The sequence below is a fragment of the Chryseobacterium sp. CFS15 genome, from assembly GCF_031118795.1.
In the GTDB taxonomy this organism is placed as follows: domain Bacteria; phylum Bacteroidota; class Bacteroidia; order Flavobacteriales; family Weeksellaceae; genus Chryseobacterium; species Chryseobacterium indoltheticum.
Window position 1 is genome coordinate 22890 of record NZ_JAVHYL010000004.1, and the last position, 23379, is coordinate 46268.

The window sequence follows — 23379 nt, forward strand, 5'->3', positions numbered from 1 at the left end:
TATTTTTATTAAAATTTTTAAATTTAATCAAGTAATCAATTTATTACTTTTTAGAGTCGACAAAAATACTGTTTTTTTATCAAAACTCTATACTATAATGTGTTACTATATAATAAACTCAGGCTGAGAATAATCAGTCTGAGTTTATATATGACGTTTGTAATTTTAGAATTACTTTATTTAGCTGAACATGCTTTAATGAACGCTTTAAATAAAGGATGCGGTGTTGCAACAGTACTCTTGTATTCCGGGTGATACTGTACTCCAACGTAGAACGGGTGATCTGTCATTTCAAGCGCTTCTACCAAGCCAGTTTCAGGGTTTGTACCTGTAGCTAAAAAGCCGTTTTTCTCGAATTCCTGAAGATAGTCACTGTTGAATTCATAACGGTGACGGTGTCTTTCAGAAATATTTTTTGTTCCGTAGATATCATATAACTTAGAAGCGTTTTTCAATGAACATTTCCAAGCACCAAGACGCATTGTACCTCCTTTATCCACAACATTTTTCTGCTCTTCCATAATTGAAATTACAGGATCCGGGGTAGATGTATCAAATTCCATTGAGTTAGCTTTTGAATGTCCTAAAACATTTCTCGCAAATTCAATCGTCATAATCTGCATTCCTAAACAAATCCCCAACATTGGAACTTTATTTTCTCTTGCATATTGAGCAGTAAGAACCTTACCTTCAATTCCTCTGTCACCAAAACCTGGAGCAACAAGAATTCCGTCAACACCTTGTAAAGTTTCTTTAATATTTTCAGCAGTAATATCTCCACTGTAAACCCATCTTACTTTTACTTCAGTTTCAAGGCTTGCCCCTGCATGCTTGAAAGCTTCAGCAATAGAAATATAAGAATCCTGTAAAGAAACATATTTACCTACTAAAGCGATTTCTATTGTTTTTTTAGGGTTTTTGAATTTTTTAAGGAACGTTTTCCAGTCTTTAAGATCTGCTTCTTTATCATTTTTAAGATCTAATTCTTTAAGAACTACATCATCGAAATTTTGTTTTTGAAGATACATTGGAACTTCATAGATTGTTTCCAAATCTTTACATTCGATCACATTATCTAAAGAAACATTACAAAATTGAGCCAGTTTTGCTCTCTGATCTTTCGGAATATTGTGCTCTGTTCTGCACACTAAAACATCTGCCATAATTCCGCTTTCCATCAATTGACGAACAGAATGCTGAGATGGTTTTGTTTTTAATTCTCCACTTGAAGCCAAATATGGCAACAAAGTAAGGTGAATGACCATAGAATTTTTCTCACCCAATTCCCACTTTAGCTGACGTACAGTTTCAATGTAAGGCAAAGATTCTATATCTCCCACAGTTCCACCGATTTCAGTAATAATGATATCGTAATTCTGTTTAGAAAGAATTTTAATTCTACGTTTGATTTCGTTCGTGATATGAGGAATTACCTGCACTGTTTTTCCAAGGAAATCTCCTTTTCTTTCTTTTTCAATTACAGTTTGGTAGATTTTTCCCGTGGTAACGTTGTTGTTTTGAGAAGTAGGAGCATCAAGATAACGCTCATAGTGTCCTAAATCCAGATCCGTCTCTGCGCCATCTTCGGTTACATAGCATTCTCCGTGTTCATAAGGGTTCAATGTTCCTGGGTCTATGTTAATATAAGGATCAAGTTTTTGGATGGTTACATTAAAGCCGCGTGATTTTAGCAGAAGTCCCAGAGAAGCAGAAACGATTCCCTTTCCCAAAGATGAAGTTACACCTCCTGTCACAAAGATGTACTTTGTATTCTTTTTACTCATTAGATTAGGTTTGTGCAAAGTTAGGGGAAAAAGAAAAGCAAAGCAATTTTGTTGACGTTTTAAATTTTGAAATATTCATTTTTTAGATGAAAAAATAAGTAAAACCGTAAAAGTCATTTGCTAAAATCCTCTCTAACAAACAACAAAAGGTTTCTCAAAACAACTTGAGAAACCTTTCACCTAAACCAAATTATATATGAAAATTATTATTTCGCTACTTCCAAAAATAAAACAACCTCAACATCTTTTGCAATACCTGCTCCCGCTGGATCATATTTAATATTATAATCTAAACGATTTATAGTAAATTTTGCCTGCAAACCTGCAACTTCTTTCCCTTGCTGGTTTTTTGTGACACCTCCAAAAGTTAGTGGGATACTTATTTCTTTCGAAACACCCTTAATCGTCAATTTACCTTTTAACATGTAATTTTTATCTTTTCCTTGTGACACAGCTGCACCTTGAAATTTCATTTCAGGAAACTTTTCTGCATCAAAAAAATCTGCACTCTTTAAGTGCTTATCTCTGGCTTCCACGCCTGTATTGATTGTTTCCGGATAAACAGTAAAATCAAACTTAGCATTATCTAAATTAGCACCCGGAGTTTCTACCTCACCCTGAAACTTATCAAACCTTCCCTGCACAAAGCTTATTCCCATATGTTTAATATTGAAATTAATTGATGAGTGTGCAGGATCTACTCTCCACGTAGATTGTGCAAAAGTGAATGCGCTTACCAAAGCAAAAACAAAGCTTAATAGTATTTTTTTCATTTTTTTAAATTTATAAAACAAATATAATCACAGTTTCATTATAAATAATTGATCTATGATAACTTCTTGTTTTTTGAAGAGATTATTTTTGAATAAAGAAAAATTATTAGAAGAATAATAATCGAATTTACATATAACAATAAACTGAAAATATTATCCACACAATCAACCTTAAAAGGATTAAAGCCACTCAAAATAAGACTAATTACATAAATTATTTGAAATAAAATTGCTATTTTCAAAATGGAATTATATCTCTTTTTGAATATTAAAACAGTTAAAAAAGCTACAATTGAAACGACCAAACACTCTATCAGTATAAGAAAAGGATACATTCCAAAGTTTCCTCCAGGTAAATTTGTAATATTTAGAGTCAAGACACTTAACAAAAAATTCATCACAGACATAAAAACAATAACCTCAGCACTTTTTAATAAAATATTTTTCATACCCGAAAATTAATTAAAATTAGAAAGAAAAATTCAAAAAAAAATTTGAACTTCGCAGTATGGCAAAACTCAAAACTGCATACTTCTGTCAAAACTGCGGATCGCAATACCCACAATGGACCGGGCAATGTAAAAATTGTCTCGAATGGAACACATTAGTAGAAGAAATTGTTGAAAAAACGTCTTCAAAAACACCGCCTTTTTCAAAATCAAAGCAAAACGTAATCAACATCATTGAAGTTGAAGCCGTTGAAGAGCCGAGAATAAAAACACCTTCCGATGAACTGAACCGTGTCTTGGGAGGCGGAATTGTCTTAGGATCTGTTACCTTAATCGGTGGGGAACCCGGAATTGGTAAATCTACTCTACTTTTGCAGCTTGCGTTGAAAATGAAAAAGAAAATCTTCTATGTTTCAGGAGAAGAAAGTGCTTCGCAGATCAAAATGAGAGCCGATCGTTTGGCAGATGTAAAAAACCCGAACTGTTTTCTGTATACCGAAACGTCTTTAGAAAAAATACTTCATGAAGCTAAAAAACTGGAACCGGATTTCGTTATTATCGATTCTATTCAAACATTACAATCACAGTTGATCGAAAGTTCGCCCGGAACTGTTTCCCAAATCAGAGAATGTTCAAATGAAATTATTAAATATGCCAAAGAAAACAACGTTCCCGTATTTTTGGTAGGGCACATCACAAAAGATGGACAAATTGCAGGACCGAAAGTTTTGGAACACATGGTCGATGTTGTTCTGAATTTCGATGGTGATAGAAACCATCTTTTCAGACTTTTGAGAGCCAATAAAAACCGTTTCGGATCAACTGCAGAGATCGGAATTTACGAAATGGTTTCGCAAGGATTAAAAGAAATTAAAAACCCTTCTGAAATTTTAATTACTAAAAAATTTGAAGAGCTTTCGGGCAATTCTGTAGCAGTAACTTTAGAAGGAAACCGACCGATGCTGTTGGAAATTCAGGCTTTGGTAAGTACCGCTGTCTACGGAACGCCGCAGAGAAGTTGTACCGGTTTTGATTCTAAAAGACTTAATATGTTGTTAGCTGTTCTTGAAAAAAGAGCAGGTTTTCAATTGGGTGCAAAAGATGTCTTTTTAAATATTACAGGCGGAATAAAAACCGACGATCCGGCTTTAGATTTAGCGGTTGTCGCATCTATTCTGTCATCAAATGAAGATATTGCTATTTCTGAACATTTCTGTTTTGCTGGTGAAATTGGTTTGAGTGGAGAAATTCGTCCGATTGCGCAGGTCGAACAAAGAATTACGGAAGCTGAAAAATTGGGTTATGAGAAAATTTTTGTTTCTAATTTAAATAAAATTCCAAAGAGAAAATTCGGAATTAAGATTGAAGAAGTAAGTAAAGTTGAGGATTTTCATGAGCGATTATTTTCATGAAACAAGTTTGCTTAAAAATTTCTATATTCGTCTATGAACTTTCTCGCCCACTCTTTTCTTACTTTCAATGACGGACAAATTGTCGGGCAGTTTCTCGAAGATTTTATCCGAAACAAAGACCGCTATTCTTTTCCAAAGGATATTCAGGATGGGATTACTTTGCATCGTGCGATTGATACATTTACAGATTCGCACCCCGCAATTCATGAAGCAAAAAAAGTTTTTAGTCCGCTTGTAAGGCTTTACGCGGGAGCTTTTGTCGATGTTTCGATGGATTATTTTCTGGCGACAGATCTCAGTTTACATTCTTTAAAAGGCTGGAAAGAACATTCGTTGAGAGTTTATAGAGTGTTGAATGAAAATGAGCAATTTCTTTCTGAAAATTTCAAAAAAATGCTTGCAAAAATGGAACATGACGATTGGTTATACAATTACCGGGAAGATTGGGGTATTAAATTCAGCATTCAGAACGTTTTGAATAAAGCGAAATATTTAGATAAAGACATTCCGGTTTTTCAGGCTTTTTTAGATAATAAAGATGCTTTGCAGAAATGTTATGATGATTTTTTTCCTGATCTTTTAGCCCATGCAAAAGCTGAAAACGCACTTTTACAACTTCAAAAATAATTTTAATTAAAACTGCTGAAATAAATATCTATTCGGATACGTCAGCTTTTCACTTTTACGGTTTCCATTAACGATGATATGAACTAAGTTGATTTGATCATCAAATAAATTATACAGAAAACTCACCGCAGCTTCCACTTTTTTAGGATTTTCTACTTTTTCAGATTCAAGATAAATATTCACAGATTCGCTGTCTTCTTCATAACCAACGTAATTGATTTTCAAAAACTGATTGTCTGTTTTCAGCTTGAAATATTCAGCGCTGTAATTTTTTAAAGCCTCATTGATTTGGGCTTTATATTTTGCATCATTAAAATGAAATGGCTTTCCGTATTTTTTAGCAAGTCCATTTTCTAAATCGTCTAAGAAAAATCTTCCGGTAATTTCAAAAGTTTTTGATTTTGAATTGTAATTGATTTCTACCGAACCTACATGATAAGGGTGAAATTCTTTTGCAAAAACAAAGGAAGTAAGCCCTAAAAATAAGATTAGAAAACTGATAAAGATTTTTTTAAGAGCTACAAACATTGTAATTATATTTAAAAACAAATATAAAAAAAAGCGGCAATGAAAAACCATTGCCACTTTGTATATTCTATATTTTATTTATTATTCTTTAATAATTTTCTTTACAATTTTCTTATCATTATCCAAAGTAATATCAAATAAATAAGTTCCTTTCACTAATCCAGATACATTAACCTTATCCTTAGAATTGATATCTAATGTTTTAACTAATCTTCCAGATGCATCTATGATAGTTATTTTGGCTTTATAATTTTTGCCCAAATCTACCGTTACAAATGTTTTAGCAGGATTTGGATAAATATTAACTCCAGAGTCAGGCTTAATTTCATTAGTTCCTAAGAAGGCAGAAGATGTTCTTATAAAATATCCCCCTAGACCTGTTGCCTGAAAAGTAACTTCCCAATATTGATAGGTATCATTCCATACAATATCAGTAACATTAGGCATAATTATAACGGGTGTACTGCCATAAGATGATGTGATACCCGTATTGCTCGTCCCGGAATATTTTTCAATTAACAGGTTGGCTTTATTTGACATATCAGCACCGGAAGTCGGTAACTTTACTGTATTCGTCGAATTATAAGCATCAAATTCAGCCTGTTTAAAATATAAAGTCACTTTCCCTGTTGCATTAGCTGTATTTGCGTCAGAGTTGATTTCATATCTTCTAGATACATAATTTGGTTGTAAGTTATCTACCCAAACTTTTGAAGTAACATTTCCTGCAACTGTACTTGCTGTTTCTTTTTCCACTCTTGAAATAAGCTGGCAATTGTTTGCAAAATAATTATATCCGTTTGCAGCTGCAGACATTTTAGTCTGGTTTGTTGTAGCTAAATTTTTAACTTCAGCAACATCTTCATAAATAGTTGCTCTCATTTTTAGATCAAATGTTCTAGAAGTCCAAGTTGTGCCATCGGTAGAAGTTTTTGATCTGCCATCAACGACTACTGACTCATTTCTCACAGATATTTTCCCAGCAAGACCATTTATGATAATATAAAAATCTTTACCTGTTGTTGCCTGAATATTTAAATCAGACAAATCGATGTAATTCCATGTATATCTCTGAACATTATTTATCCAAGAAGACACGGTTTTAGTGGCAATTATGTCGCCTGGATCACCATTCGCATTAACTTTTCTCACCTGAATATCAGCTGCTATATCAGTCGTGGTTGCCGTTGAGCCTGTATGAAATGAAAAGCCTCCTAATTTCCCAGTTAATGAGGGAGTAAAACGAACGGCAAATAAGGTATTATCAAATATATTACTTTCTTGACTGGGATTAATAAAAGGCTCATCATAAGTAACTATTTCCATATTAGATTCAACACAATTAAGCACATCTGTAACAGCCTTATAAATATCTAATTTTCCCGCACCCCATCGTGCATTGGGAACACTTCCTGTTGCCCCGTCTTGTCTTGCATTAAGAGTAAGACGACTTTTTACCTCAGCTGCTGTTAAAGAAGGATTTGCCTGAAGCAATAATGCTACAGCTCCTGCAACACCCGGCGCAGACATACTTGTTCCTTGATTTTTTAAATAATACGTCGTTCCACCGATAACACTTGTTGATGATGGTGCAGAATTACTCGATTTTGCAGAAATAACATTTTCACCAGAAGCCGTTATTTCAGGTTTTTGAAAACCATCCACCCTTGGCCCCTGAGAACTGAACGATGAAATCGATTCCTGTGGAGCAGGTGTACGATAATTACCGGTAGAATAATATGCTGCTCTTCCCAAATAAGAGGCAACTGTAATTGCACTTGTCGCATTTCCCGGAGACCCTACAATATATTCATTGTTACCACCTACCAAAGTCGTTGCAACTCCTTCACTGTAGAGCCATCCGTGAGCTGAAATAGGCTGCGTTCCATTATTAGTGACTGCCAGCGTGTATGTACCCTGACAATTGCTAGTAGATCCTGTTACTCTACTAATAATCATCTGTACATATCTTTTATTGTTATTATTACTCCAATAATTATACATTGTTGCTGTGAAGCCTCCTCCCAATATATTATGGATAGTATTAGAGGATATATTTTGTGTATATTGCTGTCCATCTGGCGTTGTAAGTATTGCTGTTACCGATGAATCATCATTTGCATACATTAAAAATGAAAATATGGATGATGCAGTAGTATTACTAGACACAGTAAAAGTATAAGTTCCTGTAGCACTTGAAGCAATATCTATTTTTTTATGAATGTTACCGCCATAATCATTACCCGCAGAAATCACCACAACTCTACCCGGACCTGAAGATGTAAAATTATCTACGGCAACTTCATGAGAACCACTACCGTCATGAGCCGATCCTTGCCCCCCTATACTCATGTTAACAACGATCGGTTTATTTAATGCAGTTGCAACATTTTGAAAATAGGTTAATGCATTGATGGTATTTGTAGTTGGGAATGATCCGTTTCCTCCTTTTACAAAAACAATATCAGCATTCGGAGCAAAACCTTTATGTCTTTTATCACCAAATGCAGCCCCATTTCCTGCTGCAGTCCCCGCAACGTGTGTTCCGTGCCCATTTGTGTCATTTTCACGAACAAAGTTAGCAGGAGATCCGTCTAATTCATCTTCGATCTGAGCTTTAGTATATTCCACTCCTGTGGAAAATCCTGTTGGTGATGTTTCTGTCCCTTGAGGTGTTAAAGTCTGATCCCAAATAGAATAGATTCTACTTTTCGTTTGATCGGTGACTCCTCTAAAATCTGGATGTTTCCAATCGATACCGGTATCATAAATTCCGACCAAAACTCCGTTTCCTACATATGCTGTATTATTAAAAACGCCATCCTGCAAAAGGCTTGCGCCCGATTGGGCTCTGCTTACATCATTATGAAGCTCATCAAAAGTAGGAGCCATAATAGACTCCACATAAGGAAGTTGAAGAAGTTTCTCAATATCTTCAATGGTAACTAATGCTGTAGCAAAATTCGGTAATTGACTTTGTACTAGAATACCTTCAGCTTTTAATTTTTCGGGTGCTTTCGTATAGATAATACATGAATACATCGTTTGCGCTCCTGCTGCTGTCACAACCAGATGTTTGTCCAGTTTCATTTCGGGTTGCTCTAGTTCCTTAATAAGTCCTTGTTTTGACAACGTTTCTCTGTTTTGTAGCAAAATATCAAATCGATAATCCAACTTTTGTACTTGTCCAAAAAAGGTACAAGAAAAAAATACCAGTAAAGCAACAGTAACATTCCTAAGAACTGTGTTTTCTTTTTTTGGAATATGTACTTTTGTAGAAAATAATTTTTTTAGTTTCATATATTGTAGTTTTAAAAAACAATTATACAATTTTTATCTAAAACTTTAAATAATTATTTAATTTTTAACATTTTAACCTTTTTATTGTATTAAAAATAATTAAACCATTATTTATAACAATAATTAAAAATATTAACTCATAATTAAAATGCACGACTTTTTATTCTATTTAAAACTCGGATGGGAACATATAATTTCATTGGATGCACTTGATCATCAGCTTTTTGTATTAGCTTTAATTGCTGTTTACACCTTCAAAGAATGGAAAAAAATTCTAATTCTGGTAACTGCATTTACAATCGGGCATTCTGTAACATTAGCTTTAAGCATTCTCGATGTGATAAGACTTCCTTCAGATTGGGTTGAATTTTTGATTCCGTTGACGATTGTTTTGACGGCTGCCGGAAATATTCTAATGAAAAATAAAAAACAGTCTCAGGATAAAACCAATTATTATTTAGCCTTATTTTTTGGGTTAATTCACGGATTGGGATTTGCCAATACCGCAAGAGTTATGATTGCCAAAAGCCAAAGCATTGCTGTTCCGCTTTTAGGTTTTAATATTGGTTTGGAAGCGGGGCAAATCGTGATTGTTTTTGCTATTTTAGTATTGCTTTTTATTTTATTAAATCTTTTCAAAGTCAACAAAAAAGACTGGATTCTTTTTGTATCATCGGGAGTTTTCGCATTAGCTTTAAAAATGACTTTAGAGAGAATTCCTTTTTAATCTAACACCTGAAATTAAAAATATACTTATCGTAATCAATAATAAAAAAATCATTACGCAGGTTGCCATTAGATATCCATTATCAAGGTTAAAATAAATCCCACCCACCAAACTTACCCCAAATCCTATAGAAATTTGCTGTATTGTCAAATAAACTCCGGTTGCAAGCGAAGTAATTGAAACAGGTAATTTTCTCATTGCGTTGGTAAACATAGATGGCAAAACGATTCCGCATCCTATTCCGTAAAAGAATAAAACAACAGAAATAATTGATAAATTTATGGTTGGCGTATTAACTGCATAAATATGTCCTACAAGTCCTAAAACCATGATGACTAAACCGAAAACAATAAATTTCTCCTGATATTTATTTAAAAATCTAACGGATAATAAAGATGCTAAAACATAACCGATTCCTTGGCAGGCAAACAATAACCCTGTTTTTGTAGAGCTCAAATGATGATGTTCTTCAAAAAAATTGGCATTGATGAAAAAATAAGAATCCTGAACCAGATAATAAGTTACAGCTGCTAAAAGCGCAATTTTAAAACTTGGATATAGAAAAGGTTTCATATTGATCAAAACCTCTTTTCCCTTTTTAAATTTCCTTTTTTGATTTAAAACAAAAAGAATCAAACCGGTTAAAGATGAAAGCAGTAAAAGAATATTATTTGTCCTCCAACCTTCTTCACCACTGATGACAATTGCATACATCAAAACAATCAGGAGAATAATCAATATCATTTGTGGAAAGATTTGTATAGATTCTTTTCCTTTAATTTCAACTTCTTTCAGATATTTATTAGCCAAAATAATGACCAAAAGCGCAATTGGAATATTAATAAAGAAAACAAGTCGCCACGCATCAAAACTAAAATGAAGATCAGGAATTACACCTCCTAAAACCTGTCCTATAACCGAGGCGATTCCTGCAATTGCACCGTAAATACCTAAAGCTTTCACTCTTTCTTCTTCAATTGTAAAAACATTCGATATTAAGGCAACGCCTTGCGGAACCATAAAAGCAGCCGAAATCCCCTGAAAAAGCCGACTTACATTCAATGCTGTTGCAGAAGTAGCATTTCCACAAAAAAATGAAAACACCATAAAGCTGAACATGGAAACGATAAAGGTTTTCTTGTGCCCATATTTGTTCCCTATTTTACTTCCCGTAATCAGAAAAGCACCGTAGCCGATAATATAAAAGACGATTATAAACTGCGTTTCGGCGGTACTTGCGTTGATAGAATTTTTGATGGATGGTATTGCAATATTAACAATGAAAAGATCCAGAACACATAAAAAAATCGACATCGAAATGACAATTAAACTCAGCCATTTGTTAAACTCTTGAAAATTTCTCATTTTTATTGATAATATTTTAACTTTACGACTTCAAAAGTAAGAACCTCAAATCCTGCTGTCAAGTAGGTAAAAAAAACATACTCAGTATGAATTTTAATACTAATTCTGATAATGAAACCGTTAGCTGTACAGAAAATTTTCTTTTTCTGGCAAATAATTGCTACGGAGAGCACGCTTTGAAGATGATCAATGGAAAATGGAAGATTTCTCTGATAAAAATTATCGCTAATGAATGCCCAAAAAGATTCGGAGTTCTGAAGCGGGAATTAGATAATTTAGCACAGGGAACATTAACCACGATTTTAAAAGAATTGGAAAATGACGGTCTTATTTTGAGAATTGCGTATGCTGAAATTCCTCCGAGAGTAGAATATAAATTAACAGAAAAAGGGATTGCCTTTTTGCCTATTATAAAATCAATGGAAGACTGGTGGTTAGCTTTTCCTGAAAACAATTAAAAATATTAGCTATGAAATTTAAAGTTGCTGCACTTTCAGTTCTATTTTATATCGGTGCTTTTGCTCAAAATATTCAAAACAATCCGGGTAGCAACCACGGAAACAGATTTGAGCAACTGGGAACCATTCTTCCCACACCTAATGTTTACAGAACAGCTTCCGGAGCTCCGGGACAGGCATATTGGCAAAACAGGGCAGATTACGACATCACCGCATATTTAGATGAAGATAAAAGAAATCTTAAAGGCTCTGAAACGGTTACCTACCACAATAATTCACCCGATGATTTAGATTACATTTGGTTACAGTTGGATGAGAACCAACAATCGACAGTCAAAAAAGCAGATTACCAATTTTCTGCTACTCTTCCGAAATCTTTAAATGATCAGCAGTTAAAGACTACAGATATCCCTACAAAAGATAATGGATACGGCGTTAATTTGGAAAAAGTAACCGATGCTTCAGGAAATCCTTTGAAATATACCGTCAACAAAACCATGATGCGTATTGATTTGCCTAAAGTTCTTAAAAAAGGTGAAAAATTTATCTTTAAGGTTGACTGGAATTACAATATTCCGAATCGTATACAAATGGGCGGTCGTGGCGGCTATGAAAATTTCGCAGAAGATGGAAACGATCTTTATACGATTACGCAATGGTTCCCGAGAATGTGTGTATACAGTGATTTTCAGGGATGGCAAAATCATCAGTTTACAGGAAGAGGCGAATTTGCTTTAGTTTTTGGAAATTATAAAGTTTCGATGAACGTTCCGGCTGATCACATTATTGGCGGAACCGGAGAATGTAAAAATTACGATCAGGTTTTATCATCAGAGCAATTATCAAGATATAAAAAGTCTCAGACTTCGAACGAACCTGTAGAAATTGTGACTTTGGATGAAGCTAAAAAAGCAGAAAAAAATCACTCAAAACAGAGAAAAACTTGGGTTTTTGAAGCGAAAGACGTGAGAGATTTTGCATGGACTTCTTCAAGAAAATTTGTTTGGGATGCAATGGGCGTTACGATTCCTGAAAACAATAATAAAGTAATGGCGATGAGTTTCTATCCAAAAGAAGCTTATGGTTTATATAGAAAATATTCTACAAAAGCTATTGCACATACAATTAAAACGTATTCAGAATTCACTATTCCTTATCCTTATCCGGTAGCTCAATCGGTGGAAGCTTCCAACGGAATGGAATATCCGATGATCTGTTTCAACTTTGGAAGAACAGAAAAAGACGGAACCTATTCTGAAGGTACCAAAAACGGAATGATCGGTGTGATTATTCATGAAGTTGGACACAACTTTTTCCCAATGATCATCAATTCAGACGAAAGACAATGGAGCTGGATGGATGAAGGTTTAAATACGTTCACAGAATATTTAACGGAAGAAAAATGGGATAATAAATTCCCTTCAAAACGTGGCCCGGCCTGGACGATTGTTGATTATATGAAACTTCCGAAAGATCAGCTGGAACCCATCATGAGTAATTCTGAAAACATAATTCAGTTTGGTCCGAATGCTTATTCAAAACCTGCAACAGGATTGAATATTCTTCGGGAAACGATTATGGGAAGAGAACTTTTCGACAAAGCTTTTAAAACATATTCTAAAAGATGGGCTTTTAAACATCCTGAACCTGCAGATTTTTTCAGAACAATGGAAGATGCAAGCGGTGAAGATCTAGACTGGTTCTGGAGAGGATGGTTTTACGGAACAGATCCGGTAGATATTGCCATCGATAAAGTGACCATTGCAAATCCTGATTTCAATACTGTAAAAGAAGCTAACGAAACGAAATATAATGTTGAAAAACCTTTGCAGAATGAGTTTGAGGATATTTCAAAAATCAGAAATAAAGAAGATAAAACAATTGCATTTGAAGTAGAAAAAGATAAAGATCTGCAAGATTTCTACTACCGTTATGACCGCGATCAGGAAAAAGTAGATACAAAAAAAGAATACAGCTTCAAAACTGAAGCTAGTGTAGCTTTGGATAAAAAAAAACAGGATAAATTAAAAAATATCACAGCCTATCAAATTGATTTTGTAAACAAAGGAGGTTTGGTAATGCCTGTTATTTTGGAATTTACCTTTGAAGACGGTTCAAAATTAAAAGATAAATCGTCAGCTCAAATCTGGAGACATAATGAAAAGAAAATTTCGAAGACGTTTTATTTTGACAAAAAATTAAAATCAATTCAGCTAGATCCGATGAGAGAAACGGCAGATATTGATACTTCAAACAATTTCTGGAGCAATGACGGAACAAGTTCTGAAACTTCAAAATTCCAGGTTTTCAAAGAAAAACAAAACGGAACAGTAAGAGGAGGCGCCAATGGAAAGGTTAATCCGATGCAGGCTGCAGGAAAGAAAAAGTAAAAAAAAAATAGACTGTCTCTTAAAGACAGTCTATTTTTTTAATAGCATTGAAATTAACTACAAAATTGAAAAAGTGGATACAATTGTACTTTTTTCATCAAGTGAATTGGGATTTGTGATTGTAATTCCATACTCACCTGCAGGTTTATCTATTAATGTAATCAAATAAGAACTATTTCCATACTTTTTTGCTGTAAAATTCAAATAGTGTAATTTATTTGTTTTAGTAGTTCCCCAATTATTGGTAGAGGCTACTTCCGCTCTTCTATACTTTTTATTAGAATCAAATTCAAAAATTTTCACAATTGCCATCGGATCTGTATTGTTATCCACAGCTCTCACAATAAACTGAATATTATCAGGCTTTAATTTTGTTTTCGAACAACAGCCTTCAATCTGTAATTTAGCTTTTACACTTCCGAAACCTGTAATTACCATTCCGGCATTCATGGCAGATCGCGTTTGTGTTACATGCTTTTCTAAAAGTTCTGCATCACCACCAGATTTTAAAACCATACATTCTCCAATAAATTCAGGTTCCTGAACACTTTGTGCATAAGAATTTGCACCTAAAAAAGTCATCGCTGCAACTGCAGCAGTAATTAATAATTTTTTCATTCTAAAAGTATTTGTATTTTTTTTTAAAAATAAGCTTTTTTCCAATATCTTAAACATTTTTTTCTGCCAAAATTTCACATCTTAAAAAAAAAACCTGCCAAAAATCTACTTACAGTTGGTTGGCACGCATTTAGAGAATTACAACACAGAAATAATTAAAAAATAAAAATATTATGTCAGTAAACTTTAAACCCTTAGCAGACAGAGTTTTGATCGAGCCGATCGCTGCAGAAACTAAAACAGCTTCAGGTATTATTATCCCAGACACTGCAAAAGAAAAACCTCAAGAAGGTACAGTAGTAGCAGTAGGTCCTGGTAAAAAAGATGAGCCTACAACTGTACAGGTAGGTGACAAAGTTCTTTATGGAAAATATTCAGGTTCTGAACTAAAATTAGACGGAAAAGATTTCTTAATTGTAAAAGAGGCAGATTTACTTGGTGTAATCGGATAACTGCTTTTTGCTATTGGCTTCTAGCTGATGGCTTAATGCATGAAAAATTAGTATGAGAGATTTTAAAAAATTTGAAGTTTGGCAACTAAGTCATCAAATAACTTTAAAAATTTATACTTCAACTAAAACTTTTCCAAAGGAAGAAATTTTTGGATTGACCTCTCAGATCAGAAGATCATTTGCTTCAATAGGATATAATATTTCGGAAGGAAGTGGTAGAAATTCAGATAAAGAATTTGCTAATTTCATCAATATTGCTTTAGGATCATCTAATGAAGCTGAAAACCAATTAATTCTAGCTAAAGATTTAGAATATATCAACGAAAGTGATTATCGAGATCTTTTAGAAGAACTAACAGTATTAAAAAAGAAGCTTGTTTCCTTATGGAATAAGCTAAGACAAAATTAAAAACATTAACAATAAACTTGCGAATTGCTAAAGCCAAAAGCCAAAAGCAAATCGCCAAAAGCTAAAATAATATGGCAAAAGAAATAAAATTCGATATCGAGTCAAGAGACGCTTTAAAAAGAGGTGTTGATGCATTGGCTAATGCAGTAAAAGTAACTTTAGGACCAAAAGGTAGAAACGTTGTCATCGAAAAATCTTTCGGTGCACCTCACGTTACTAAAGATGGTGTTTCTGTAGCAAAAGAAATCGAACTTGAAGACAGAGTAGAAAACATGGGAGCGCAAATGGTAAAAGAAGTTGCTTCTAAAACCAATGATATCGCAGGAGATGGTACTACTACCGCTACTGTTTTGGCACAGGCTATCGTAAGAGAAGGTCTTAAAAACGTAGCTGCTGGTGCAAACCCAATGGACTTGAAAAGAGGAATCGACAAAGCAGTAACTGCTGTTGTTGCTAACCTTAAAGAACAGTCTAAAGAAGTTGGTGATTCTACAGAAATGGTGAAGCAAGTTGCTTCAGTTTCTGCAAACAACGACGAAACGATCGGATCTTTGATCGCTGAAGCTTTCGGAAAAGTGGGTAAAGAAGGAGTTATTACTGTAGAAGAAGCTAAAGGTATCGATACAACTGTAGATGTTGTAGAAGGTATGCAGTTCGACAGAGGATACCAGTCGCCTTACTTCGTGACGAATCCTGAGAAAATGTTAACTGAACTTGAAAACCCATACATTCTTTTGGTTGAGAAAAAAATCTCTTCAATGAAAGAATTACTTCCTGTTCTTGAGCCCATCGCACAAAGCGGAAAATCTTTATTGATCATCTCTGAAGAAGTTGAAGGTGAAGCTTTGGCAACTTTGGTAGTAAACAAATTAAGAGGTTCTCTAAAAATTGCTGCTGTAAAAGCTCCGGGATTTGGTGACAGAAGAAAAGCAATGTTGGAAGATATCGCGATCTTAACTGGCGGACAGGTAATTTCTGAAGAGCAAGGTTTCACAATGGAAAATATCTCTCTGGATATGTTGGGAACTGCTGAGAAAGTGTCAATCGACAAAGACAACACAACTGTTGTAAACGGTGGTGGTGAAGAAAGCAAGATCAAAGGCAGAGTAAACCAGATCAAAGCTCAGATGGAAACTACTACTTCTGACTACGACAAAGAAAAACTACAGGAGAGATTGGCTAAATTAGCCGGTGGTGTTGCCGTACTTTATGTAGGTGCAGCTTCTGAAGTTGAAATGAAAGAGAAAAAAGACAGAGTTGACGATGCATTAAACGCTACAAGAGCAGCTGTTGAAGAAGGTATCGTTGCTGGTGGTGGTGTAGCTTTGGTAAGAGCTATTGATGCATTGCAAAACCTTGAAGGAATCAATGCTGACGAAACTACTGGTATTAAAATCGTAAAAAGAGCGATCGAAGAGCCATTGAGACAAATCGTTGCTAACGCAGGAGGTGAAGGTTCTGTAATCGTAGCTAAAGTTGCAGAAGGAACTGCAGATTACGGTTACAATGCTAAAACTGACGAGTATGTAAACATGCTTGAAGCAGGAATCATCGACCCTACGAAAGTAACAAGAGTTGCCCTTGAAAATGCAGCTTCAGTTTCTGGAATGCTATTAACAACAGAGTGTGTAATCACTGAAATTAAGAGCGCAGAACCTGCTATGCCAATGGGAGGTGGAATGCCGGGAATGATGTAGTAGCGTGTCGCTGAGACAATATAATTTAAAACCGTTCTGGAAACAGAGCGGTTTTTTTATTTGGTTTAACATAAGGAAATAGTATATTTAGACATCAATTTAATGATCAACAAATAAATAGCAAAACCAAAGCAACATTAGCTCAATTCGTGAATTTGTATGTTAACTGCAACCTTATAAAAACTCTTTATTAATGATAAACCAAGAAGATTTGTATCAACATTTGTATAATGAAAACTGGAAAGAAATTTTAAATATTTTATATGAAGAAAAAGAAAATATAAAAGACGATACACTTTTGACTTATGCATCAAATATTTTTGTTACAGAATTTCTTAGTAAAGTGGAAAATTATGATAAGGAAGATAAGGAAGTTTTGGAAAATTTGGGAACTTTAAACATTCTTCATCACGGGAAATTTTATATACTTTCAAATGAACAACATAAAAAATTAACAATTGAAATAATAAAAAGAAAACCATTGGAGGATGCGTATCATTACGCAAAGAATTATCCTGAAGATAATTTTTGTAAAAAAGTTATATCTGGCTATAATCTACTAAAAGCAAAAAAAGAAGGATTACAACAAAAACATAAAGAACCTAAAATGCAATTATCCACAGAATTATATAACAGAATATTTGAACTTATTAATAACCAAGATGATACTGCTACTTATTTTTCAGGACCAAGGTTTATTGATACTGTACGAAAATTTTCCCAATATCATCCAACGTATTCTCAATACATAGAACAAAGAAATGACGAAGGTAAAAGTACGAGTCGGAAAATTTTTTATTATGATATTCTTAAAGAATTAAACGAAAATATTCGAGAGCAAGTTATTAAACGAATTTTAGAGATAGCAAAACCATTTGAAGTCGATAAAGTTCAACAAATTGAAAATATTATAAATGGAAAACCTACTGAAGCAATAAAAAATACAAATACTGTAAAAGAAAAAATTTCAGATGGACCCATTGTATTTATTTCCTATTCTTGGGATGATGATGAACACAAGGAATGGGTGTTAAAATTAGCAAATCGTCTTGCAGGTGATGGCGTAGAAGTTATTTTGGATAGATTTTATCTAAAACCTGGAGCAAACCTGCAACACTTTGTAGAAAATAATTTGGGAAGAGCTAATAGAGTAATCATTATTTATACGCCCAATTACAAACTAAAAGCAGATAAAAGAACAGGAGGAGTTGGATTTGAATATTCAATTATGAATGTTGAACTATACAATAATATCACCAAAAACGAAAAGTTCATTCCACTATTAAGACGTGGAAATATGACTGAAAGTATCCCAACTTTTATGCAACAATTTATACATATTGATGTTACTAATGATGAAAATATAGAAAACAGTTATAATGATTTAATTAGAGAGATATACAATGAGCCTGAAATAAAAACACCTGAAATTGGTTCAAAGCCAAACTTTACATAAAAGCTTGTCCCCGCTTCCGCACGAATCCCTTCGTGTGGCTTTTGTATAACAAACAACCTTTATTCAACAAAATATAAATTCTGAATTAGTAAATTTAAGATCCGATGTTTTAGATTTCGATTTCCATCACTTTTCCCTATATTTAAAACAATTTTCCTTCACAGAAATCAATTAAACCGCCCATCACAAATCTGCAAAACCGTTATGTGTAATATAAACCAAAAATAGAAATGAAAATAAAAAAAATATTATTCAGCATATTTGCCGCTCTTGTTGTAATAATATCAATATTCCTTTATATGAATAGAGATAAATTTGTCTATGTAGGTTCAGTAGATATTATTGAAGTCGATTGCAGCAAAAAAGTTCAAATCTTGAGCGAAGTTTTAGAAAGTGACCAAAGGATTAGAAAAGCAAATGACCCCATCAAATACGCTAAAGAAGATCATAGGAATCAGGAATTAGTGATTAGCATTATTGAAAAGTGTGGTATGCCAACATTAAAGGAGGTGGGTCAAAGACAAATGGATGCAATCTGGTTGGGACTACAACATAGTAATGAAGAAATCAGAAAAAAGTATTTTCCACAAATAGAGAGAGCGGTAAAAAATGGAGACTTATCTAAAGGACAATACGCATTGATGAAAGATAGGATGTTGATGGACGAAGGAAAACCCCAAATCTATGGTTCACAAATAGAAAATGGTAAATTGTATAAATTAGAAAATCCTGAAACTGTGAACGAAAGAAGAAAAGAAATGGGAATGGAACCAATAGAGGATTATCTAAAGTATTTTAATATTCAGTTCAATCCGAATTAAAATACTACACCACAAACATAAAAACCACTCCCATCCGAGCGGTTTTCCCCTCGCTGGTGCGAGCGTCTCGCTCGTACCCACAATCATAAAAACCGCTCCCATCCGAGCGGTTTTCAAATTTCAATATAATCTATAAATAGAAAACAACCCTTTATGCTTGGAATCCCAGCCTAATTGCTTGATCGTCGAACCTTTTAGGCTAGAAAACCACCCTTTTAGATTCAAATTCCATCCTTTTTGCCTGCAATTCCACCCTAATTGCTTGGCTATTGAACCTTTTAGGTTGGAATTTCAGCTTATTTGGTTCAATTACCAACCTTTTTGCATGGATTTCCAATCTTGTTGATTCCTCGCCGAATCATTTTGGCAGGTTAATAAGATTACAATACAGAAAACATATTTTTATGGACGGCTTTTTCATTCCAGAACAAATTCAACGTGCTATATTCCCAATCCACCACTTTTTCCTATATTTAAAATATATTTTTCTACACAGAAAATCAATTCAACCAAACCTCAACGTCCTTGAAAACAAAATTATTACTCCTTTCACTTTTCGGTTTATTCTTTGCGAATGCACAAACCTTGAATTTTAAACATCTTTCGGATATGTCTATGCGCAGAGGAGGTATAACCAGTGCCATTGCAGGTGACAATATTTATGTGAGCAATGGGTATAAAGATTCGGATGGCAATGCTACTATTATTGAGAAATACAACATTAAAGATAACCGTTGGAGTATCATCAACTCTAGTTTGGTTCCTAAAAGATTTGCCAATTCGGAGACTTACGATAATAAAGTTTATATTTTTAACGGTTGGGGCAACAGCAATCTTGAAATTATAGACCTTGAAACGCATCAAAAAACGAAGGGAGCTGTTAATCATGCCTATACAGGAAATGCAGGCTCTGCTATTCATAACGGGAAAATATATACGTTCGGTGGAAGTGGGCTAAACAATGCTGCAACCACTGTATTTTCTAACAGATTCCAATACTATGATATTGCTTCCAATACCTGGCATCCGTTACCCGATATGCCAACCGCCAGGGAAGCAAGGGGCAAAATAGTGAATGACAAGCTCTATGTAATCGGTGGTTTTAACGGTACGTCATCCCGCCTGGTCAATGTGTATGATCTCAACAAAAATCTTTGGACCGAGCAATATACGATGCCTGCTGCGATATCGGGACATTCACTAGCGGTATCCGGTAATAAGATTTTTATCGCAGGCGGATATAATAATCAAAATTTTCTGGCCTATTTTGATACAGAAACCAACAAGTTACATCGGTTATCATCCAATATGATTCCCAGAAGACATGCTGCAGCAGAAATATATAACAATAAATTATACATCATGGGCGGAAGTACAGCATCCTCAACCAAAACATCTATTAAAAGCATTCAGGTTGCAGATATTAGCGAAGAAGCACTTTCCGCTAAATAAACGAATGAAGATATATTACCCGCTGTCGCACATTTGCAATCCGTGACTTTTAAATAAAGCTCAAATTATAGATCTACGCTATCCAAAATATTATAAACCGTTCCAATTTCCAGAGCGGTTTTTATTAATTTTACAGTCAACAATAAATTATGAGTTATATAGAAACGAAAATTGATGAAGCATTTATTACGACTTTCCTGCTTCCGAGAGAAAAGGTAGTGACAGATTTTTTAATGAATGTTTTGAGTTCGCAATATCAATTCAGAGAAGATGATAAAAAGATAGAGGTAATCAGTTTATATTATTACGCTGCCAATCCTTTGGCTTTTTTGTTTGCTTTGCCCAATTATGAATATTACGCTCCGGATAAAACCACGCAGATTGCAGAATTGCATTTGAAAGATCATTCTTTGGAAGACTATTCCTATTTTGATGTTCAACAGCTGTGCAAAAAGGTTTTGGATGAAAATAATATCGATTACTCAGCCTATCTCAATCATGACAATCATTTGGATTTTGCAAATTATTGGGAAAATCAAAAAGGTTTGGAAATTGATTTCATCAAAAACTGCTGGAAAAACGCTAAAGAAAACACCCGCTCAAAAATGATCGGATTTTTAGAATCATCAGACAATTCAGCCGGAATATTCGATTTAGATCATGGTTTTGAACTTCCATTTGAAATAGAAATTGATGAATATTTAAAATCCAGAGGTTTTCTAATTAATAAAGAAATTTAAATTTGATAATGTGAACACAATTATGAAAGAAGTTCTTACCCGCTCCGCAAAGCCTCCCGACTTTGAGGCACAGTAAAACAAAATTCAACGCATGACCAATCTACAAATTATAACAACCTTAGTCCTATTTCTCTTCCTCACCAACTGCAAAAATCCAGAAACCACAAAATACAAAGTCGGTCAGGAGTGGAATTACAAAACCCGCAAAGGAGAAGAAAACTCTACCCTGAAAATTTTAAAAATTGAAGAATACGCAACACACGGAAAGGTGATTCATATTTCGATTGGCAGATTGAAAGTAGGAAACCCTGATATAGAGAAAGGTTTTGCAAATGAATTCACGCACATTCCAATTTCTGAGAAAGCATTAGATAAAAGTATTACCGAATTAAAAAACGAAAAAGTCAAACTTCCTGACTACATTGATGGCTACGATTACTGGAAAAAAGAATTTGACCAAGGAATTGCCGGAGTATTTTCAATCTCAGTCTCTGAAATTGTGAATGACATGGAAGAAGGAATTGTTACGGGAAATGGTGTTGTGGAATAAATACCTCAAATCGAATTCGTTTGCTAAACCCGATGTCGCAGATTTCTAATCCGTGAATTTCAATTCAGCAAAAATGTTTTCCTTACTATCGTAAAGGCAAAAAACCACGAAAAACTTTTCGATAAAACCTACAATCATTTCAACATAAGTTTAAACTTATTCGTTAAAGTGGTAAACTTCTTCGTGATGGCAATCAAGCATTACGTTGGGGCGTTCAACCACTTCGAAGAAGCGTTCAACCACTTCGAAGAGCCAATAAACCAGTTCGAAGAGGTAATCAAGTACTCCGAAGACGCAATCAACCATTCCGAAGAGCCAATCAACCACTCCGAAGAGGCAATCAAGTACAATTAACTATATTTCAGCACTTTACAGACCTTTTTCAAAATCGATGAATCTCCAGAATATTATTGATAGTAACTTCTAAAAACAATTAAAGCTAAATGCTTTTCTTAAGCGCTAATTTCGAGCCTGTACCCTTTTCCACGAATCACAACAATTTTGATATTAGGATCTATTTCCAGTTTTTTTCTGAGTTTTGAGATAAACATATCAAGACTTCGCCCAACAATCACCCCGTCATCTTCCCAGATTTCCTTTTGCAGTCGGCTTCTTTCAACGATTTCGTTAGGAGACGATGCGAAAATAAGCAATACACGACTTTCGGTTGCCGTAAGCTCTATTGTTGTATCATTGATGATGAGCTTTCTGTTTTTAGCATCAAATTGCACAGAGCCCAAAGTGAACAGATGAGTTTGCTGATCTTCGAGCATAACTTTAGGTGATTTTACAGATTTAGACCTAAAAAAAATAAAACCGATCAATGCTAAAAATGAGAGACCGCCCAGAAGATATCCACTTTTTGTTATGCTTATTCCTGTTGGTCTGAATTTGATGTTGATCATGTAACATGATTTTGGTTGCCTCCTGCCGATACACGCTACAATATCATCTTTTTTGCTTTTAGATATCGAAAATCCGTAAGCAACACGAGAGCTGCCACAATTCAGTACATTAACAATATAATCATTGGCATGCGGATCTTTGGCTAATACACGCCTTGTAAGATTCACCAGAGAGTCGGGTTGAAACGTCAGTTCATTCTCAAAGCTGATCTGATATTCATGATCTGCAATCTTTTTTACCGGAAGCACTCTTGATGTACTGTCGCCCGACTGTAAAAGCAGTTCATGACCAATTTTACGAAGCAGCACCTCCCTTTTAGCAAAATTAAAGTCATCATTATCGTCCGTACTGAAGGCTGCACTTAGTAGTACCACAAATAAGAGCAATAGTACTCCGAGAAGGTATTTGTGTTTTACTGAGAGGAGATTTTGACTAAGATGCATAATGTCAAGTTATTATTTACAA

General features: G+C 34.3%; 21 protein-coding genes. 14 read left to right on the forward strand and 7 right to left on the reverse strand.

The genetic code is table 11. The annotated features are described in order from the left end of the window. Positions 1 to 176: 176 nt before the first annotated feature. Together OH814_RS07185 and OH814_RS07190 are read right to left on the reverse strand one after the other, a co-directional pair. Complete coding sequence (locus tag OH814_RS07185; protein WP_308827706.1) at positions 177 to 1784, reverse strand: CTP synthase; 1608 nt, start codon at positions 1782 to 1784, stop codon at positions 177 to 179. 206 nt (positions 1785 to 1990) lie between these two features. Continuing rightward, a complete protein-coding gene (locus tag OH814_RS07190; RefSeq protein WP_308827707.1) occupies positions 1991 to 2557 on the reverse strand; it encodes a YceI family protein in 567 nt (188 codons plus the stop codon). 508 nt (positions 2558 to 3065) lie between these two features. Here OH814_RS07190 and radA point away from each other — a divergent pair. Beyond that, positions 3066 to 4418 carry a DNA repair protein RadA gene (radA, locus tag OH814_RS07195; protein WP_076557997.1) on the forward strand — a complete coding sequence of 451 codons (1353 nt, stop codon included), beginning with the start codon at positions 3066 to 3068 and terminating at the stop codon, positions 4416 to 4418. Positions 4419 to 4451: 33 nt separating this feature from the next. Then, positions 4452 to 5045 (forward strand): ACP phosphodiesterase, encoded by a 594-nt coding sequence (locus OH814_RS07200; protein ID WP_308827708.1) that lies wholly within the window; start codon positions 4452 to 4454, stop codon positions 5043 to 5045. 6 nt (positions 5046 to 5051) lie between these two features. On the opposite strand, the gene OH814_RS07205 is transcribed toward OH814_RS07200, so the two are convergent. After that, positions 5052 to 5573, reverse strand: a complete 522-nt coding sequence (locus tag OH814_RS07205; protein ID WP_308827709.1) for a DUF6702 family protein — start codon at positions 5571 to 5573, stop codon at positions 5052 to 5054. Positions 5574 to 5654: 81 nt separating this feature from the next. Further along, on the reverse strand, positions 5655 to 8873 hold the full coding sequence (locus tag OH814_RS07210) for a S8 family peptidase (protein WP_308827710.1): 3219 nt from the start codon (positions 8871 to 8873) through the stop codon (positions 5655 to 5657). Positions 8874 to 9021: 148 nt separating this feature from the next. On the opposite strand from OH814_RS07210, the gene OH814_RS07215 reads away from it, so the two are divergent. Continuing rightward, positions 9022 to 9600: a HupE/UreJ family protein gene (locus tag OH814_RS07215; protein ID WP_308827711.1), complete on the forward strand. Its 579-nt coding sequence runs from the start codon at positions 9022 to 9024 to the stop codon at positions 9598 to 9600. On the opposite strand, the gene OH814_RS07220 is transcribed toward OH814_RS07215, so the two are convergent. Next, the gene (locus tag OH814_RS07220; RefSeq protein ID WP_308827712.1) at positions 9580 to 10965 is read right to left on the reverse strand and encodes an MFS transporter; all 1386 of its coding nucleotides are present in this window, start codon (positions 10963 to 10965) and stop codon (positions 9580 to 9582) included. The two genes, OH814_RS07215 and OH814_RS07220, sit on opposite strands and share 21 nt — an antisense overlap. Positions 10966 to 11051: 86 nt before the next feature. Here OH814_RS07220 and OH814_RS07225 point away from each other — a divergent pair, with 86 nt between their 5' ends. Beyond that, positions 11052 to 11423, forward strand: a complete 372-nt coding sequence (locus OH814_RS07225) for a helix-turn-helix domain-containing protein (RefSeq protein WP_308827713.1) — start codon at positions 11052 to 11054, stop codon at positions 11421 to 11423. Between the two features lie 11 nt (positions 11424 to 11434). Then, positions 11435 to 13813, forward strand: a complete 2379-nt coding sequence (locus tag OH814_RS07230) for a M1 family metallopeptidase (RefSeq protein ID WP_308827714.1) — start codon at positions 11435 to 11437, stop codon at positions 13811 to 13813. 57 nt (positions 13814 to 13870) lie between these two features. On the opposite strand, the gene OH814_RS07235 is transcribed toward OH814_RS07230, so the two are convergent. Next, complete coding sequence (locus tag OH814_RS07235) at positions 13871 to 14431, reverse strand: hypothetical protein (RefSeq protein WP_279196951.1); 561 nt, start codon at positions 14429 to 14431, stop codon at positions 13871 to 13873. Between the two features lie 173 nt (positions 14432 to 14604). On the opposite strand from OH814_RS07235, the gene groES reads away from it, so the two are divergent. From groES to OH814_RS07280, 9 genes are all read left to right on the forward strand, one after another. Beyond that, positions 14605 to 14883, forward strand: coding sequence for a co-chaperone GroES (gene groES / locus OH814_RS07240; protein WP_076557986.1), 279 nt, complete (start codon positions 14605 to 14607; stop codon positions 14881 to 14883). A 52-nt stretch (positions 14884 to 14935) separates the two neighbouring features. Then, positions 14936 to 15292 (forward strand): four helix bundle protein, encoded by a 357-nt coding sequence (locus OH814_RS07245; RefSeq protein WP_308827715.1) that lies wholly within the window; start codon positions 14936 to 14938, stop codon positions 15290 to 15292. 71 nt (positions 15293 to 15363) lie between these two features. After that, a complete protein-coding gene (groL, locus tag OH814_RS07250) occupies positions 15364 to 16989 on the forward strand; it encodes a chaperonin GroEL (RefSeq protein ID WP_115620220.1) in 1626 nt (541 codons plus the stop codon). Positions 16990 to 17182: 193 nt separating this feature from the next. After that, positions 17183 to 18445, forward strand: coding sequence for a toll/interleukin-1 receptor domain-containing protein (locus OH814_RS07255; RefSeq protein ID WP_308827716.1), 1263 nt, complete (start codon positions 17183 to 17185; stop codon positions 18443 to 18445). A gap of 230 nt (positions 18446 to 18675) precedes the next feature. Then, the gene (locus tag OH814_RS07260; protein WP_308827717.1) at positions 18676 to 19266 is read left to right on the forward strand and encodes a DUF6624 domain-containing protein; all 591 of its coding nucleotides are present in this window, start codon (positions 18676 to 18678) and stop codon (positions 19264 to 19266) included. A 525-nt stretch (positions 19267 to 19791) separates the two neighbouring features. Beyond that, positions 19792 to 20718: a kelch repeat-containing protein gene (locus tag OH814_RS07265; RefSeq protein WP_308827718.1), complete on the forward strand. Its 927-nt coding sequence runs from the start codon at positions 19792 to 19794 to the stop codon at positions 20716 to 20718. Between the two features lie 149 nt (positions 20719 to 20867). Next, a complete protein-coding gene (locus OH814_RS07270; RefSeq protein WP_308827719.1) occupies positions 20868 to 21458 on the forward strand; it encodes a hypothetical protein in 591 nt (196 codons plus the stop codon). Positions 21459 to 21549: 91 nt separating this feature from the next. Next, a complete protein-coding gene (locus OH814_RS07275) occupies positions 21550 to 22008 on the forward strand; it encodes a hypothetical protein (protein WP_308827720.1) in 459 nt (152 codons plus the stop codon). A gap of 186 nt (positions 22009 to 22194) precedes the next feature. Next, positions 22195 to 22362: a hypothetical protein gene (locus OH814_RS07280; protein ID WP_308827721.1), complete on the forward strand. Its 168-nt coding sequence runs from the start codon at positions 22195 to 22197 to the stop codon at positions 22360 to 22362. A gap of 98 nt (positions 22363 to 22460) precedes the next feature. On the opposite strand, the gene OH814_RS07285 is transcribed toward OH814_RS07280, so the two are convergent. Continuing rightward, complete coding sequence (locus OH814_RS07285; RefSeq protein WP_308827722.1) at positions 22461 to 23357, reverse strand: winged helix-turn-helix domain-containing protein; 897 nt, start codon at positions 23355 to 23357, stop codon at positions 22461 to 22463. Between the last annotated feature and the right edge of the window lie 22 nt (positions 23358 to 23379).

Coding starts and splice junctions, on each gene's coding strand:
- groES (WP_076557986.1), top strand. CDS start 14,605: ATGTCAGTAAACTTTAAACCCTTAGCAGACAGAGTTTTGATCGAGCCG.
- groL (WP_115620220.1), top strand. CDS start 15,364: ATGGCAAAAGAAATAAAATTCGATATCGAGTCAAGAGACGCTTTAAAA.
- OH814_RS07215 (WP_308827711.1), top strand. CDS start 9,022: ATGCACGACTTTTTATTCTATTTAAAACTCGGATGGGAACATATAATT.
- OH814_RS07235 (WP_279196951.1), bottom strand. CDS start 14,431: ATGAAAAAATTATTAATTACTGCTGCAGTTGCAGCGATGACTTTTTTA.
- OH814_RS07225 (WP_308827713.1), top strand. CDS start 11,052: ATGAATTTTAATACTAATTCTGATAATGAAACCGTTAGCTGTACAGAA.
- OH814_RS07280 (WP_308827721.1), top strand. CDS start 22,195: ATGGCAATCAAGCATTACGTTGGGGCGTTCAACCACTTCGAAGAAGCG.
- OH814_RS07190 (WP_308827707.1), bottom strand. CDS start 2,557: ATGAAAAAAATACTATTAAGCTTTGTTTTTGCTTTGGTAAGCGCATTC.
- OH814_RS07185 (WP_308827706.1), bottom strand. CDS start 1,784: ATGAGTAAAAAGAATACAAAGTACATCTTTGTGACAGGAGGTGTAACT.
- OH814_RS07275 (WP_308827720.1), top strand. CDS start 21,550: ATGACCAATCTACAAATTATAACAACCTTAGTCCTATTTCTCTTCCTC.
- OH814_RS07285 (WP_308827722.1), bottom strand. CDS start 23,357: ATGCATCTTAGTCAAAATCTCCTCTCAGTAAAACACAAATACCTTCTC.
- OH814_RS07205 (WP_308827709.1), bottom strand. CDS start 5,573: ATGTTTGTAGCTCTTAAAAAAATCTTTATCAGTTTTCTAATCTTATTT.
- OH814_RS07230 (WP_308827714.1), top strand. CDS start 11,435: ATGAAATTTAAAGTTGCTGCACTTTCAGTTCTATTTTATATCGGTGCT.
- OH814_RS07260 (WP_308827717.1), top strand. CDS start 18,676: ATGAAAATAAAAAAAATATTATTCAGCATATTTGCCGCTCTTGTTGTA.
- OH814_RS07210 (WP_308827710.1), bottom strand. CDS start 8,873: ATGAAACTAAAAAAATTATTTTCTACAAAAGTACATATTCCAAAAAAA.
- radA (WP_076557997.1), top strand. CDS start 3,066: ATGGCAAAACTCAAAACTGCATACTTCTGTCAAAACTGCGGATCGCAA.
- OH814_RS07270 (WP_308827719.1), top strand. CDS start 20,868: ATGAGTTATATAGAAACGAAAATTGATGAAGCATTTATTACGACTTTC.
- OH814_RS07200 (WP_308827708.1), top strand. CDS start 4,452: ATGAACTTTCTCGCCCACTCTTTTCTTACTTTCAATGACGGACAAATT.
- OH814_RS07245 (WP_308827715.1), top strand. CDS start 14,936: ATGAGAGATTTTAAAAAATTTGAAGTTTGGCAACTAAGTCATCAAATA.
- OH814_RS07220 (WP_308827712.1), bottom strand. CDS start 10,965: ATGAGAAATTTTCAAGAGTTTAACAAATGGCTGAGTTTAATTGTCATT.
- OH814_RS07255 (WP_308827716.1), top strand. CDS start 17,183: ATGATAAACCAAGAAGATTTGTATCAACATTTGTATAATGAAAACTGG.